The sequence below is a fragment of the Xanthomonas sp. NCPPB 1325 genome, assembly GCF_041477645.2.
Lineage (GTDB): Bacteria > Pseudomonadota > Gammaproteobacteria > Xanthomonadales > Xanthomonadaceae > Xanthomonas > Xanthomonas cannabis.
This window is the reverse complement of sequence record NZ_CM192985.1, coordinates 466,997-482,800: the sequence shown is the minus strand read 5'-3', so window position 1 is coordinate 482,800 and position 15,804 is coordinate 466,997. Positions and strand designations below refer to the sequence as shown.

12 protein-coding genes are annotated in these 15,804 nt (G+C 66.7%); 5 read left to right on the top strand and 7 right to left on the bottom strand.

Going from position 1 to position 15,804, the window contains the following annotated elements:
- Positions 1-367: 367 nt before the first annotated feature.
- Complete coding sequence (locus ACCQ10_RS02065) at positions 368-1,996, top strand: GGDEF domain-containing protein (protein ID WP_184553337.1); 1,629 nt, start codon at positions 368-370, stop codon at positions 1,994-1,996.
- Positions 1,997-2,142: 146 nt separating this feature from the next.
- Here the strand turns inward: ACCQ10_RS02065 and ACCQ10_RS02060 are convergent, their stop codons facing one another.
- Positions 2,143-3,084 (bottom strand): DUF808 domain-containing protein, encoded by a 942-nt coding sequence (locus tag ACCQ10_RS02060; protein WP_372362043.1) that lies wholly within the window; start codon positions 3,082-3,084, stop codon positions 2,143-2,145.
- Positions 3,085-3,337: 253 nt separating this feature from the next.
- On the opposite strand from ACCQ10_RS02060, the gene ACCQ10_RS02055 reads away from it, so the two are divergent.
- The gene (locus ACCQ10_RS02055) at positions 3,338-5,062 is read left to right on the top strand and encodes an ABC1 kinase family protein (RefSeq protein ID WP_372362042.1); all 1,725 of its coding nucleotides are present in this window, start codon (positions 3,338-3,340) and stop codon (positions 5,060-5,062) included.
- Positions 5,063-5,433: 371 nt separating this feature from the next.
- Positions 5,434-7,542: a phosphoglycerol transferase I gene (locus ACCQ10_RS02050; protein WP_166743654.1), complete on the top strand. Its 2,109-nt coding sequence runs from the start codon at positions 5,434-5,436 to the stop codon at positions 7,540-7,542.
- Positions 7,543-7,665: 123 nt separating this feature from the next.
- Here ACCQ10_RS02050 and ACCQ10_RS02045 read toward each other — a convergent pair whose 3' ends face one another.
- Positions 7,666-10,062, bottom strand: coding sequence for a DUF3772 domain-containing protein (locus ACCQ10_RS02045; RefSeq protein ID WP_372362041.1), 2,397 nt, complete (start codon positions 10,060-10,062; stop codon positions 7,666-7,668).
- 442 nt (positions 10,063-10,504) lie between these two features.
- Here ACCQ10_RS02045 and ACCQ10_RS02040 point away from each other — a divergent pair, with 442 nt between their 5' ends.
- Together ACCQ10_RS02040 and ACCQ10_RS02035 are read left to right on the top strand one after the other, a co-directional pair.
- Positions 10,505-10,846 carry an HPF/RaiA family ribosome-associated protein gene (locus ACCQ10_RS02040; RefSeq protein ID WP_039406034.1) on the top strand — a complete coding sequence of 114 codons (342 nt, stop codon included), beginning with the start codon at positions 10,505-10,507 and terminating at the stop codon, positions 10,844-10,846.
- Positions 10,847-11,258: 412 nt separating this feature from the next.
- Positions 11,259-11,669 carry a hypothetical protein gene (locus tag ACCQ10_RS02035; RefSeq protein ID WP_372363033.1) on the top strand — a complete coding sequence of 137 codons (411 nt, stop codon included), beginning with the start codon at positions 11,259-11,261 and terminating at the stop codon, positions 11,667-11,669.
- 78 nt (positions 11,670-11,747) lie between these two features.
- Here the strand turns inward: ACCQ10_RS02035 and ACCQ10_RS02030 are convergent, their stop codons facing one another.
- From ACCQ10_RS02030 to ACCQ10_RS02010, 5 genes are all read right to left on the bottom strand, one after another.
- On the bottom strand, positions 11,748-12,440 hold the full coding sequence (locus tag ACCQ10_RS02030; protein ID WP_372362040.1) for a glycosyltransferase family 2 protein: 693 nt from the start codon (positions 12,438-12,440) through the stop codon (positions 11,748-11,750).
- On the bottom strand, positions 12,437-13,039 hold the full coding sequence (locus tag ACCQ10_RS02025) for a class I SAM-dependent DNA methyltransferase (protein WP_372362039.1): 603 nt from the start codon (positions 13,037-13,039) through the stop codon (positions 12,437-12,439). The genes ACCQ10_RS02030 and ACCQ10_RS02025 overlap by 4 nt, the downstream gene beginning before the upstream one ends.
- Entirely contained in the window at positions 13,036-13,794 is a 759-nt protein-coding gene (locus ACCQ10_RS02020) for a PIG-L deacetylase family protein (protein WP_372362038.1), read from the bottom strand. Before ACCQ10_RS02020 ends, ACCQ10_RS02025 begins: the two co-directional genes overlap by 4 nt.
- Positions 13,782-14,300 carry a dehydrogenase gene (locus ACCQ10_RS02015; RefSeq protein WP_372363032.1) on the bottom strand — a complete coding sequence of 173 codons (519 nt, stop codon included), beginning with the start codon at positions 14,298-14,300 and terminating at the stop codon, positions 13,782-13,784. The genes ACCQ10_RS02020 and ACCQ10_RS02015 overlap by 13 nt, the downstream gene beginning before the upstream one ends.
- Positions 14,301-14,988: 688 nt before the next feature.
- Complete coding sequence (locus ACCQ10_RS02010) at positions 14,989-15,792, bottom strand: SDR family NAD(P)-dependent oxidoreductase (protein ID WP_039406038.1); 804 nt, start codon at positions 15,790-15,792, stop codon at positions 14,989-14,991.
- Positions 15,793-15,804 lie beyond the last annotated feature (12 nt).

Here is a 15,804-nt window from a genome sequence, read left to right as displayed (position 1 = left end):
GACGAATCTACACCCCGTCCAAATAAAATATGCGTGAACATGTGCTGACTTTTCTGCGACAGCCCACATTCCGTTACGCACGGTTGCGTATGTCTGCTGGCATAAGCGATGCATTGCAGGGCCAGGAGATCCCCGTATCGGTGCATCTGCACTGCAACGCACCGAATGCGGGAGCGCATGGCCGCGTTCGCCGTCATCCGCGTAACCGCTTCATGCGCGCCAGCCCATGCGCAGGCAAAGGCGTGATGCACTCGCGATTCCTGGCCGAAGGGGTGATCAATCGAGCCGCGACAGGGCCTGAGCCCGCTCAAGCGACCCGCGCGCGGGCCGATAACCCGCCATAGCACGTCGACCTTCGAGACCTGGCATGGCTGACCAGCCTGAACTTCCAAGCCGCCCGCGTGGCGGGCTGCGCCGTCTGTTGCCGTGGGGCGGCACCGACAGCGCGCGCACGACTGCCGCGCTTCCGAGCGTGCGCGGCAGCACGCATGGCGGGCATGGGCTGGCAGCCCATCAGTTGGTGCCGGCCAAGGCCAAGTCGGGCGCGCCCGACCCGGCGGCCGCCACCGCCATGCTGATCCGGCTGTTCTCACATGCCGCGCATCCGGAGGCCCTGCTGCTGGCGTTTGCCGAAGGCATTGCCAGCCTGCACGGCGAGCTCGGCGACATGGGCGTGCGCCTGAGTGCGGCCTATGCGGCCGGCGACTGGCTGGGCTACGGCCGCACGCTGCGGCAGTTGATCGACAAGTACATCCGTACCATCGACATCGGCGATTCGCTGGCCGAAGGCCGCACCGAAGCCGAACAGCTGCGCGACCTGCTCCGGCACGCCCTAGGCAATGCCCTGGCCACCCTGCTGCAACGCAGCCCGGAGCTGGCCGAGGAAGCGCAGACGCTGGCCTCGGCGCTACGCCATTGGCGCCCCGGACACGAGCTGATCACGCTGGAGCAGCGCCTGCGCGAGCTCAGCCACCAGATCGGCCTGCGCGCCGAGGATGCCAGCGAACAACAGAACCTGTTGCTCGGGTTATTCGACCTCTTGCTGGAGAACGTCGGCGAACTCCTGGACGATCGCAGCTGGTTGCAGGGCCAGATCTCGGTGGTACGGCAGCTGCTGGCCGGCCCGCTGGACGGGGAGTCGATCGAGCAGGCGCGCGGCACCCTGCGCGAGGTGATCTACAAGCAGGGCCTGCTCAAGCAGGGCATTGCCGATTCCAAGACCGCCATGCGCGAGATGATGGTGTCCTTCGTCGACCGACTCGATGGCATGGCGACCAGCACCGGCGAATATCACGACCGCGTTGCCGGCTATTCGCAGGCGATCGGCGACGCTCGCAGCATTCCCGACCTCAATCGCCTGTTGCAGGATGTGCTGCAGGACACTGCTGGCGTCCAGGCGCAGGCGCTGGCTGCACGCGACGAACTGCTGTCGGCACGCCGCCAGGTGGAAGACGCCGAACAGCGCATCGCCTCACTCGAACAGGAGCTCAATGCCGTCGCCGGGCTGGTGCGCGAGGACCAGCTCACCGGGGCGCTCAACCGGCGCGGTTTCGAAGAACTGTTCCAGCGCGAGGCCGCCCGCACCCAACGTGGCGGGCAGCCGCTGTGCGTGGCGCTGCTGGACCTGGACGACTTCCGCCGGCTCAACGAGGCCCACGGCCACGCTGGTGGCGATGCCGCGCTACGCCACACCGTTGACGTGGCCAAGGCGGTGTTGCGCACCACCGACGCCGTCGCCCGGTTCGGGGGCGAGGAATTCGTGTTGCTGTTGCCGGACTCCACCATCTTCGAAGCCAGCGCGGCGGTCATCCGTCTCCAGCGCGCCCTGGCCCAACGCTCGCTGCTGCACGAGGACGTACGGATCTTTGTCAGCTTCAGCGCCGGCGTGGCGCTACGGCATACCGACGAAACCCAGGACGACCTGGTCCGCCGCGCCGACCGCGCCATGTACGACGCCAAGGCCGCCGGCAAGAACCGGGTGATCAGCGCCGACTGATGCTCAGCGCACGGCATGTGCATCGCTGGCGGGGCAGGCCGGGCGCGTTCAAGTGCGAATCCCCGCCGCAGTGACCAGGCCGGCCCGGGCGATACGGCATTGGTCAGGACGCCACTGCGGCGCCCGACCGACGCCGGCGCCAGGCATCAATGGGCCGCCTTGGTCCTGCGCAGCTTCTGGAACCCGGTGACCGCCGCCAGCACCACCGCGCCGGCGACCACGCCGACCAGCATGTTGCCCAGCGCTTCGACCAGCCAGCCCAGGCCACCGGCCGACGTGGCCAGGTCCACGACCAGGTGATGCAGCACCGGGATGTTGTGCACCAGGATGCCGCCGCCGACCAGGAACATCGCCAGCGTGCCGGCCACCGACAGGAACTTCATCAGCCACGGTGCGGCCACCAGGATGCCGCGACCGAACGCAGCCAGTGCGGCGCCCTTGCCGGTCAGGTACAGGCCGAGGTCGTCCAGCTTCACGATCGCCGCCACCAGGCCGTACACACCGATGGTCATCGCCAGCGCGATCGCCACCAGCACCGCTACCTGCTGCCCGAACGACACGCCCGCCACCACCCCCAGCGACAGCACGATGATCTCGGCCGACAGGATGAAGTCGGTGCGGATCGCGCCCTTGACCTTGTCCTTTTCCAGCGCCACCACGTCGACCTGTTCATCGGCCAGGGCGCGGGTGCGCTCGGCATGCCGCTGCGCCTCTTCCTCTTCGTCATGCAGGAACTTGTGCGCCAGCTTCTCCACGCCTTCGAAGCACAGATAGGCACCGCCGATCATCATCAGCGGCATCACCAACGGAATGTTGTAGCCGCGCCCGCGCAGCCAGGCCTCCAGCGCGCTGATCGCCAGCGCCGCCGGCACCAGGATCACCTTGTTGACCAGCGAGCCCTTGGCCACCGCCCACACCACCGGCAGCTCGCGGTCGGCGGTGACCCCGGTCACCTGCTGCGCGTTGAGCGCCAGATCGTCGCCCAGCACGCCGGCGGTCTTCTTGGCCGCGACCTTGGTCAGGATGGAAACGTCGTCCAGCAACGTGGCGATGTCGTCGAGCAGGGTGAACAGGCTGGCACCGGCCATGCGGAGGTCCTTGGGGGTGGTCGTGCGTGGGTGGGCGTGAATTCTCGCCGATCCCGCCCGCGCGTGGGGTGATGGCAGACCATTGCGCGATCGTTGCGCGCCGTTGCGCGGCCGATGCCGGCAGTGGTCTGCATCGCAGGCGCATCCTGCGGCGGCTGCCGGCAGTGCGCGCACCACGGCTGCGGGCGCGCCCGGATTCACCGCCTGACGACCCGGCGCTGGCCACACTCGCCGCTTGCATGACGCACCGGAGATGGCCTTGAGTCCCAACGACCCGCACCGCACACCGGCCTCTGCCGCGACCCCGGCCGAACACGCCGTGGTGGGCGGCATGAGCCGGCGCACGCAGATCCTGCGTCTGTTGCTGCGCTATCGCGGGTCGGGTGTGTTTGCCGGCATGAACCTGGACCCGGGTGCCATCAACGAGTACGAAGTGCCTGCCGAAGGCACCCCGGACCAGTTCGTCTCGGACCTGGAATCGCTCGGCCCCACCTTCGTCAAACTGGGCCAGATGCTGTCCACGCGCCCGGACATCGTGCCGCCGGAGTTCGCCACCGCGCTGGAGCGCATGCAGGAGAACACCAGCTCGGTGCCGGTGGAGCGCATCCGCCAGATCATCGAGGAAGAACTCGGCGTGTCGGTCAACAAGGCCTTCTCGCACTTCGACCCGGTGCCGCTGGGCTGCGCGTCGCTGGCACAGGTGCACCGCGCCGCATTGCGCGACGGCACGCCGGTGGCGGTCAAGGTGCAGAAGCCTGAAGTGGCCACGCAGGTGCGCTCGGACCTGGACGTGCTCAAGAGCTTTGCCACCGCCGCCGACCGGCTGACCGGCATCGGCCGGCGCGTGCGCTTTGCCGACTGGCTGGGCGAATTCGGCAAGACCCTGCGCGCCGAGCTCAATTACGAGGACGAAGCCGAGACCCTGGTGCGCTTTGGCAAGCACCTGGAGCCGTTCCCGTTGTTATGGGTGCCGCGGCCGATCTGGGACCTGAGCAGCCGCAAGGTGCTGACCATGCAGCTGGCCGAAGGCGTGCGCGTGGACAAGATCTCCGGCCTGCGCCGCACCGAGCAGCCGATGGACAACCTGGCCGCCGAGCTGGTGAAGGGGTATCTGGACCAGATGTTCGTGCATGGCGAAATCCATGCCGACCCGCACCCGGGCAACCTGCGCGTGCTGCAGGACGGGCGCCTGGCCATCTTCGACCTGGGCATGGTGGCGCACGTGCCGCCCCGCCTGCGCGAGCGCCTGCTCAAGCTGTTGTTTGCCGCCGTCGACGGGCGTGGCGAAGAAGTCGCCGAAGAGACCATTGCGCTGAGCACGCGCCTGGAGGACTACGACGAAGACCGTTACCAGCGCGAAACCGGGCAGATGATCGCGCGCTACGCTGCGCACGACACCACCTCCGAGGGCCGCGTGGTGCTGGATCTGGTGCGGATCGCCACCTCCACCGGCCTGCGTACGCCGCCGGAGCTGAGCCTGCTCGGCAAGACCTTGTTGAACCTGGAAGGGGTGTGCCGCGCGCTGTCGCCCACGCTGGACACCCGCCGCATCGTCGAGCGTCACCTGCAGCACGTGATGCGCGCGCGCCTGAAGAAATCCTTGTCTGCAGCCAACCTGGCCAGCGAGGCAATGGAACTGCAGCATCTGGTGCGCGAAGGGCCGCGCCGCATGTCCGAGATCCTCTCGCTGGCCGCAGAGAATCGGCTGCAGATGCGCGTGACCGGGCTGGAAGAATCGCATCTGATGGAAAGCCTGCAGAAGATCGCCAACCGCGTGGCGGCCGGCATCGTCACCGCCGCGCTGATCATGGCCTCGGCCCAGATGATGCGCATCGAGACCGGCTTCAAGCTGTGGGGCTATCCGGCCATTGCGATGGTGCTGTTCCTGCTCGGCGTGGTGCTGGGCCTTGGCATCGTGCTCAGTGCACTGCTGTTCGACCGCCGCGTGCGTGCACGCGAAGAACGCGGGCACCGCTAGCGCCACACGTAAACCACACCGCCGCGTAGGAGCGCACCTGGGCGCGACAGGGTTTCACCCCGCTTCGCCTGCCAAGACCGCGCGTAACGTGGGCCGGGCGATGTGGCGGCCTCCATATGTCGCCCAGGCGCGGGAAGCACGCCGGGTGCGGAATACAAAGACTGCCACCCGCCAGCGAGCGCGACGGCGACCAGGTGATCGTCGGCGCGCGCGCTGTGCCGCGTTGGGGCAGCCGCTGGGCTTCAGCAAACATTTCAGTCAGCTTCAGCGCGGCATAGTCCGTCATCCAGGTGTCACATTGCAGATGGCACCGGACATGGCGAGCAAGGCGTCCGGTACGCGCTCGCATCATTCCCCCACGGACGCTGCGCATGCACTGGATGTTGTTGTTCTCGTTGTTGCTGTTGCTGTGGTTGTTGGTCGCCTCGCCGCGTCTGGCGTGGCTCAAGGCTGGCCTGCTATCGCTGTTTCTGCTGCTGCTCAGCGCCTGGGGACTGATCGACCGACTCAGCGGCGACGGCATCAACGCCGCAACGCTCTATCACTTGCGTGCAGACATGGATGGCGCCGGCGTCAGCGATTTTTCCGGCTATATCGCCGTCTTCGTCGGCATGCTGCTGCTCTCGCTCAGCCCACTGCTGCTGGTCAGGGTGCGCCGCTTCCGACGCCCCCGCGGTGGCGCGGCGGTATTCGGCGGATTCGTGGCGATGCTGCTGGTCAGCATCGCGGTCAGCCCGTTGTATCGCGACGGCAAGCGCCTGTACTACCAGTGGCGCCCGGTCGATTACGCCACCGTGGTGCCGGAATACCAGGTCCCGCAGCAACCGCTGCAAAAGCGCAAGAACATCGTCTGGATCTATGGCGAAAGTCTGGAGCGCACCTACTTCGACGAATCGGTGTTTCCCGGCCTGACGCCCAACCTGCGCGCGCTCGCCAGCGAGGCGGTGGATGTGCGCAATCTCACTTCCACCGAAGGCAGTGGCTGGACCATCGCCGGCATGGTGGCCTCGATGTGCGGGGTGCCACTCACCACCGCGCCCGGCGATGAAAACAGCATGGACCGCATGGGCCTGTTCCTGCCCGAAGCACGCTGCCTGGGCGACTATCTCAAGGACCAGGGCTACCGCAACCATTACGTGGGCGGTGCCGATGCCAGCTTCGCCGGCAAGGGCAGTTTTCTGTCCAGCCATGGCTTCGATGTAGTGCACGACGTTCACCATTTCCGCGACAAGGGCGTGGCGCCCCAGCACTTTTCGGCCTGGGGCGTGCACGACGACGTGCTGCTGGACGATGCCTGGGAAAGCTTTCAGACGCTGTCGCGCGCAGGCCAGCCATTCATGCTGACCACCCTGACCATGGACACCCATCACCCGGCCGGGCACCTGCCGCTGGCCTGCAAGGGCCAACACTACGACAGCGCGCTGGGCGACATCGGCCTGCTGCACGCCATCAAATGCAGCGACCGCCTGATCGGCGAGCTGGTCGCGCGCATCCGCAACAGCCGCTATGCCAACAACACCATCATCGTGATCGCCTCCGATCACCTGGCCATGCCGAACGATCTCAGCGACGTGCTTGCACACCAGAAGCGCGAAAACCTGCTGTTGTTCCTCGGCAAGGGCATCGCGCCGCAGCAGGTGGTCACGCGTGCGGGCAGCACGCTCGATTCGGGCGCCACGCTGCTGCAGTTGCTGGAACCGGGCATGCGCACGCTGGGGTTCGGCCGCTCGCTGCTCGCCAGCGATGCGCCGCCCAGCGCCAGCGTGGCCGCCAGTCGCGACAGCGGCAAGGAGTATCCCCGTTATCTTGCCTACGCCCGCACGCTCTGGACGGGGCGCAGCACGCGCATGCTGCGCGTCAACGGCAATGGCGATGTGGTGGTGGGCGTGCAGCAGGTGCGCCCGCCGGTGCTGCTGGAATACGACCAGGACACCGAGCTGAAAACGGTGTATCTGGAAAACACCTCGCGCCAGTTCGACCGCAGCCACTCCGATGGCACGCTGGCCTACGTGGACCGCTGCACTGCGTTCGAAGACGGCTCGGCCGACGGCGACTGGTGCGCGCTGGTGGTCGATCGCCAGCAGAACATGAAGTTGTACCGCGACCCGGACCTGACCCGCGGCATCGCCGTCGATGCGCCGTTGGAGGCAACGCAGCAAGGCCCGCGCCCCCGTGTGCGTCAGCCCATCATGCTCACCCAGGCCGCACGCAAGACCGATGCCGGCAGTTACATGCTGGAGCTCTATGCCAAGCGTCGCCCTACCCGCGCGTTCTGGGTCGAAGCGGTGTCGTCCGAACGCAAGGTGGTGCTGGCCCAGCAGTGGGTGGTGCCCGACGCCGCCGGACGCATCCGCATGCCGGTCGGTCTGGAACATGCGGTGGAAGACCTGGAAATTCGCGCCTGGCTGGACTACACCGAAGACGTCAGCGTGGACGATCTGGCCTTGGTCAAGGACACCCCGGTGGCGGACCGCTCCTGAGTCGAGCCGCTGCACGTCTTCGACTTGAGCGTGGATTCAGCGGCGGCGAAGGCCAGGTACGGCCGCCTCGGCACAGCATTGCAGCAACGAGTGACTGCAACGTGGCCACGCGGGGCCCACGGCTCAGTTTTCCGAGACAGGCGTGCCATCCCCTGCGTCACGCGCCGCCGCCGCACCTGCGCGACTGAAGCGGATTTCCTGCGGTGACTGCAGTGCGATACCCACCGCCTCCATCCGCTGCAACAGGGCGAAGAACAACTCGCTGCGCACCCCATACGAGTCACGCGGACTACTGACGTAGGCGAACGAATTGAAGTTGACGTGACCGCCCGCCAGCGAATCGATGAACACCGATGGCGCGGGCTCGGCCAGCACCTTGGCATGCTCGGCGAACAGCGCCAGCAACATGTCGCGCACCTTCGCCACGTCGGTTTCCAACGGCACCGAGAACTGCAGCTGCACCCGTCCCATCGGGTTGGACAACGTCATGTTGCGCACACTCTTGGTGATCAGCTCCGAGTTGGGCACGATCAACGTGGAGCGGTCGCCCACCTGGATCTCGGTCGCACGCACGCTGATCCGTCGCACGTCCCCTTCCTGATCGCCGATGCGCACCCAGTCGCCGATCTTGACCGGCCGCTCGGCGAGCAGGATCAGGCCCGACACGAAGTTCTGCGTGATCGCCTGCAGACCGAAACCGATACCCACCGACAACGCGCTCAACACCAGCGCCAGCCGCTTCAGATCCAGACCCAACGCGGTCAGACCCCACACCACGACCACCAGCCAACCCAGATAACGCGCCACGGTGCTGATCGAATTGCGCGCCCCGGCATCCAGTTCGGTCTTGGGCAGGTAGGTGTTGAGCAACCACTGCTGCACCACATGCACCACGCCCAGCCCCAGCACAAACACTAGCAGCGCGCGCACCACTGCCGCCGGCGTGATGGTGAGTTCCTTGCCGATCTGGATACCGTGCGACACGTTTTCGGCCCAGCCGGTCACGGCGGAGAGATTGGCGCCGTACGGCGTCACCAGTGCGGCGATGCCCAGCAGGATCAGCACCACGCGCACCAGGGCCGACAGCAACAGACCCAGTTGCACCAGCCGCCCGCTGCCGACGCCGGAGGCATGCGACAGCGCGCGATTGAAACGCCCGTCCGGCTTGAAGACCCAGGTCAACAGGTCGTCGGCAAAGACCACCAGCAGCCCCAGCAAGCTGCAGATCAAGGTGATCCAGATGATCTGTCGCGCGATGAACAAGCCGAGGTTGAGATAGCCGAACAGCGCTGACAGCAGGGCCACGATGACCGCCACATGCCCGAGCAGACGGATCAGCACGATGACCCCGCCCCCCCGCGAGACCACCGGTGGTGGCTCGGTGCTGTCGGCACTGGCCGCCCCGGCGCTGGCCGCACGCGCGCGCAGCGACAGGCTCAGGCCGGCCAGCGCAGACAGGATCAGCCCGGCGTACACCAATGCCGCCACCGCGTCGGTGGCGGTGGTGGCCGCGCTGCTGGTTTGCACCACCTCGTTGAGCTTGATCGCCATGCCGCTGAACCAGATCACCGCAGCGGTGGCCAGGCAATGCACGCGCAGGCGATCGACGGTGGCGTCATCCAGCGGAAACAGCCGCCAGGTCGGCTGATGTTTCATCAGCAAGCTGGCGCTGAGCGAACCCACGAAGGCCGCAACGAAGCTGATGATGACGAATGCACTGAGCAGCTCGTCCAGGTCGGCCGGTACCTGGGCCATCGCACGCACGGTTTCGGCCAGCACCCATGCCGCCATGCCCAGGCTCAGCATGCCGACCAACAGAAACCACAACGCCAGCCCGGAGCGCCGCAAGCGACCGCCGGGCGCACGCGAGGCTGCATAGCGCCGCCCCAGGTGTCGCAGAAACATCCGCAGCGGAAACGCCAGCAGCAGCGCAATCAATCCACCGGTCACCAGGCCGCCGACGCCGTTGGCGGCGATCCCGGTACGCAGCAGCTGGGCGGCCTCCTCGTAGAGGCGCTGCAGCCGCGTGCGGTCGTCCGGCCAGTGTTGCGCAATGTCGTTCCAGAGCGCCGGCGACAAGGGCGAGGCAACGCGGGTCGTCATCTGCACGCTGAACAGTTGAGCGCGCTTCTGCTCGAGGCGATCAGCGAGGTCGCGGGCTTTTGACTCCAGCAGATTGGCCCGCTTGAATTCCGCATCCAGCGCGCTCTGTTCTTTCTTCAATGATGCGCGCTGTTTCTTGAGATCGGTGGCTTCGCCGTTCTGCGCCTCACCCAGCCCCGCAAGCTGAGAGCTCACCTGCTTGAGCGGCGGATCCAGCTGACGCGCCAGATCCTGTACCTGCCGTTGCGCCGCCGTCACCTGGTCGATCAGCGTGCGCAGCTGTTCGTCGTCTGCCTTTTCCAATCCGACATCCGCTTGATCCAGCACCTTCTGCGTGCCGTCCAACTGCTTCTGTGCCGTCTCAAGCAGGGCGTCTTCGTCCTGCGCGAGCACCGCGCCGGCGCAGACCAACCACATCACACAGCACACCAACACATGCCGCAACACGCGCGAACGGGCACTCAGGGCGGATCGAAGCTCGGACACAGGCAGGTATCGGACAGGCGCAGCACCGCGCGGTGCGGGCATCTTAAGCCACCACCCCGGTCGCGCCGAGCGTCACCTCGGGGACGATTCATGCAACCCGCCGCCCGGCTGCCGACTACATGACGACCCAAACGCGGGTGCTTCAACACAGGGCTGCTGCTTCGCAACAGCGGCTCACCTGCCAGCGGGTCGTGCGCGTGCACCTGGCCATGCCTCCGAACCTCATGCGCTGCACCAGCCGGCCTCAGCCGCAAGCCACAGCCAACCCGTGCATGAACATGCGGCGGTTTGTCACCTTGCGGCAACACCGCGCTGCCGCAGAATCAAGCTACCGCTACGGCAGACGCAGCGGATGACCGCGAAGGAGACATCTATGCAGATTCAGATCCAGACCGACAAGCACGTGCCGCATGACCCCTCTGTCGTGCAGCATGTCGAGAAGACCTGCACCGCCCAGCTGGCGCATTTTGCCAACGACATCACCCGCGTCGACGTGCATTTGCGCGACGAGAACGGCCAGCGCGGCGGCGCAGCGGATCGAACCTGCAGTATCGAAGCCCACGTCGCCGGCCTGCCGCCGATTGCGGCCACCAACAGCGCAGAGACCACGGCTTCGGCCGTGACCGGCGCTGCCCGCAAGCTGCGCACGGCGATCGAGCATGCACGCGGCAAGCAGCACGCCAAGGCCACAGCACCGGCGCCGGATAGCCTCTGAGCTGCTGTAACGGCGGGCGCTTCACCGCGCCGCCTTGGTCCAGGGCCTGGCCGCCCCGGCGCCTACGTTGAATGCATGGCGTCGGGGCGCTTCACGAATGCAGGAGCAACTCGGCAGAACCGCCGACGCACGCCGATGAAGTGGGAGTGTCTGGTCCTTGCCGCAATGTCGAGCCGGCACGGATGCCTTTCGGTAACAGCCCGCTGTAGCACAGCTGGAGCACTGTACTGGCGTCGCGCGTCTGAATTGATCGAGCAACGCCTCGCAGCCCATGGCCCGCAGCTGCGTTGTGATGCCGAGCAATGCGCAACGCACGCCCGGAAGTCACGTGGCCCGTTCCGAAACCGATGCCGTCGCACCAACCGGGCAATTGGCCGGTACCCAGCAGGATCGAACCTGGAACAGGATAATCATGCGTCAACGCCACACAACTGGCCCGCTCCTGCGCGCTCTGGTACCCGTCATGCTCTGGGCCGTCTCGCTTGCCGGGTGTGCAGCGATGGACGCTACCGCCGATGCGCCGATCGAAGGCCCTGTCCGTCTGGGCGACATTGCGGCAGTCGATGGACCCAAGGTACGTCCCGACCGGGTGATCGAAGACAGCCGCTGCCTGGCCGATGTTCAGTGCATCCACGCCGGGCGGCTGATCGTCAGGGCCACGGTAATGGGCGGCGGCTGGTCGAAGCAGCTTGATCTCACGCTGGGCATCCCGGTCCCCGTGGCCGACGGCATGCTGACCCTGGTGAATGCCACGCCTGCGCCCATCGTTGGAGAGTCCGCATCGACAGCCCGCTTCAGCTTTCGATTTCAGGGTGGACGCTAGTCGCTTGCCGTAGCGCCGCGACCTGCGCCAGGGATTCTGCTATCGATGCGCTTGCGGGTGGATGAGACGCAAACCTGGTCACACCGTAGGGACGGCCACCGCGTGCGCTTCCACTGGCGGGCACGCCTCCAGCTGTTTCAGGAAGTCCGAAAACCCACCGGTCGCACGCGCCTGCCGACGCGCGCTGGTGATGACCACAGCACGCGGGGACCAGCGGATTGGGGCACCGATGCGCTGCAGCGCGCGCACCAGTGCCACGTCCTCACTGCAAGCCAGCGAGGGGAAGCCACCACAGCGTCGATACAGCTCGGCGCTGACGCCCAGATTGGCGCCATGGATCCGCCCGTGGCCTTCGCCCCTGGGCTGGGTCTGTTCGAAGGCGCTGCGGACCTCGTCCGCATAGCCCGACCAGTCGGCCACTTCCACGATCCCGCAGAAGACCCCGGCACCGATACGGCGCTGTTCGACCAGCCAGTCAGCGGGAACGCGCGAGTCGGCATCTGTCATGGCGAGCCAATCGGCACCGAGGTCGATCGCCGCAGCAGCGGCCGCGGCGCGCGCCACGCCCACGCCCCACGGGCTGGCCACATCGACCACCCTGGCCCCCATCAGCGATGCGATCTTCGCGGTCGCATCGGTGCATCGGTCCACCGCCACGATGACATCCACAGGTTCGCGCAGATCCGGATGCGAAGCGGCGGCAAAGACCGCGGTCAGGCATCCGACGATATCGTCGGCCTCGTTATGGGCGGGAATGAGCACGGCGATCATCGCAGGCCTTCTTGCTGGGCAACCGATACCGCCTGCACCGCCCACGCTTCGAGCAGGAAGTCGCTGTCCTCGTAGCGGTAGGCCAGCGGGAGCGTGAGCAGACGTGCGATGCAGGCATGCACCGACACACCATCCTGGCGGGCCTGATCGAACGGATGCTTCCAATGGCAGGCAACGAACAGCCCTTCCGCAGTCAGCGAGCGCTGGGCCCGTGTGATCAGGTCATCGAGTTCCTGTGGCTCCAGGTAGTAGCCGATCTCGCTCAGCACGATCAGATCGAAACTGCCCACGGGCCACTGCTGCGGGTGGCATGCCTGCAGGATCTCCACGTTGCTGCGTTCGCCCACGCGCTGCCTGGCTTGCGCCACCGCGCCCGCAGACATGTCCGTTGCCAGCAGGCTGTCACATCGCGCCGCAAGCCCGCGCGTGGCCTCGCCATTGGAGCAGCCCAGCTCCCAGCCGCGTGCGAACTGCGCCCTCGGCAGGGTGGACAGCAGGATGTCGCGCTTTCGCGATTCGTACCAGCGCGTGCCGTAGCCGAATGGGTCCGGGCGCTGATAGATGCCGTCGAAGTAATCCGCGTTGGTCTGGGCGTTCATGCAATATAGACCTCGAAATCTCGCCGGAAACGGGCCAACGCCCACTCCGGGAGGATGGGATCGGCTAACCGGGGAACGACCTCGCCGGTCTGTGTCTTGAACGCGGCAAGCGCCGTCGCCTTGGCTGCACGCGCGGTGTCGGTCAGTGCAAGGCGCGTGGCCGATGCCAGCATCGTGCTGTTCTCCGGGTCGTCCCAGTGCCATGCCCACACCGGGTATTGAACGAGCCGTGCGCCACACGCGGCCGCCACGCTGATCGCCGCATCGGCGCAGGCTTCATGATCCGGATGCCCATCGCCTGCATAGGTCACAAAGACCGCATCCGTTGGCCTGATCAACGCAGCGAGTCGGGCAGCCAGCACGTCGCCATGCGCCTGCACCTGCCCATCGCCAACCGCGATGCGCACCACGTTTGCCGGATCGATGCCAAGACAGGCCAGCGCCTCATGCAGCTCCTGGCGCCGCGCCGCGGCGAGCCGTGGCGGCGGCCACGCCACCTCGCCAGGATAGGCCGCCTCTCCGTCGGTCACTGAAACGATCACGATGTCCATCCCGTCGGCTGCGGCCATGGCCAGCAGCCCGCCGCATCCCAGCACCTCGTCATCAGGATGCGGGGAAACCACGACCAGCCTGGCAGCGCTGCCAATGAGTTGGCCCAGACGGATGCGCGGCAATGTCGCCAGTGTGCGCGAGGCAAGCCAGCGTGCTTCGCTGATGCCCTGCCCTTCGATGTGCCCGCCCCTCAGAGAGCCCACGGAGTGTGCTCGCAGGCATGCAGCTGTTCTCCCAGCCACTGCTCGTCCTTCTCTGCGTGACACTGGCGGATGAACGCGGCCAGGTCTGCGCAGCGTTGTGCATGCTCGGCGTCGCAGCACAGCGACACCGGGCCAAGCGCCAGGGCCGCGCGTTCCAGCACGTCGCGACACACGCGGTCCATCAGGCACCGCAGGCGCGTCACCGCATGACGATGGTCGGTGCCCGGCGCATCGTCGATCTGCGCGGCCAGCTCGCACAGCGCAAGCCTGGCGACATGGAGCTGCTCATCGATGACCGCCACATGCACTGCAGCAAACGGATTACCCACGATCCGGGAAGAACGCCGCACCTGCTCGGCGATGGCCGTTGCCGCGCCATACCAGCAAGCCGCGATGCCGGCACCGCCGTGCCAGAACCCGGGCCGCTGGAGATAGAAGTCGGCATCGGCCACCAGGCGGGCAGGCGCACTGGCGAAATGGCCGATCCCGGTAGGAATACCCACCATGCCCGGGCCGTGCCACTGGCCGGCATCCAGCTCGAAACTGCCCGCACCCAACTCCACGGCGGCAAGAGGACGCTTCTCGCCATCTTTGACGGTCACCAGGGCGTGAGTCACCACACCGTCCGCACTGCACCACGGCTTGGTGCCGGACAACGCACCCAAACGGTGGTCGTAGGTCACGGTATCGTCCGGGCCGCCCGCTGCCCACACCGCCCAGAGGGTGCCGGCCGGTGGCGCCGGCTCGCCCGCCTCGGACAGGATGGCAAGCGCGTCGTAATGCGCTTCCAGCACTTTTGCCAATGGCAGGCTCTCGGCTCCCAGTGCGCTCAATGCGCGCCAGCGCGCACGGGTCTGCCCAGCGCCCGGCCAGGGCAGATCGGGAACCGCGCGCACATGGTCCAGCACATGCGACGAAAGACTGCCGCGGTGCGGCCTTCGGCTCTCATGACGTGCGTGATCAGGCGCGGTGACTGAAGGAAGCATCGGCCGAATCTAGAAGCTCATCAGTCAACCGTGTGTGAGCCTGCATGCATCTTCGTCTGCTTCCAGTGCCGGCTATCGGATCGATCTACATGCACTGCAACGTGACACAGGCATGCGTCGGTGAGACATCCGTCCGTTGCGCTCACGCAGGCAGTGCGTGATGCCCCACGTCCACACAACTGCACGCACCACCGCGCTGCCGGTCACCTCATCCGGCAATCGTGAAGACTGAGCCCGAATCCACGCGTACGCCGGCGCCGTTGATGAAACTGGCGCGCTCCGAACACAGGAACGCGACCACCGATGCCACTTCTTCGGCGCGGCCGCGGCGCTTGAGCACCATTCCGGGCCGCTCTTCATCCAGGAACGATGCAACCGCCTGCTCGAACGTGGTGCCGTTCTCGCGCGCGCGTTTTTCCATCATCTTGTCGGTCATCGGTGTTGCGATGAAGGCCGGCGACACCGTATTGACCAGCACATTGTCGCCGCCATAGGCCTTGGACAGCCCCTTGGCCAGGCTGAGAATGGCCGCCTTCGAGGCGCAGTACGGCAGCTCGTCCACATAGGGCTGCACGGCGTCCTCGGACGCGAACAACACGATCCGCCCCCACTGCTTGCGCCGCATGGCAGGGATGGCCTGGCGACACATGCGCACCGCGCCCATCAGGTTGATGTCCAGGGTCTCGAGCCAGCCCGCATCGTCGACCTCCAGGAAGTCACCGGTTGCACCGGTGACACCGGCGGCGTTGACGTAGATGTCCGGGTCGCCCAGTTGTTCCCGCACCTGGGCCCAGAGAGCGGTGACGTCGTGCTCGCGGGTGACGTCTCCCTCGATGGCGATGATCTGCCCCAGGTCGGACAGCTCCGCCTTCGCCTGCGCCAGCGTGCCGCCCGGCAGATCGGTGATGGCCACGCGTGCGCCGGCTTCGAGGAGCTGGCGTGCAGTCTCCTTGCCCATTCCCGAATCGCCGCCACTGACGAGGGCGACGCGACCGGCTATTCCGAGATCCATGGTGAGCTCCTG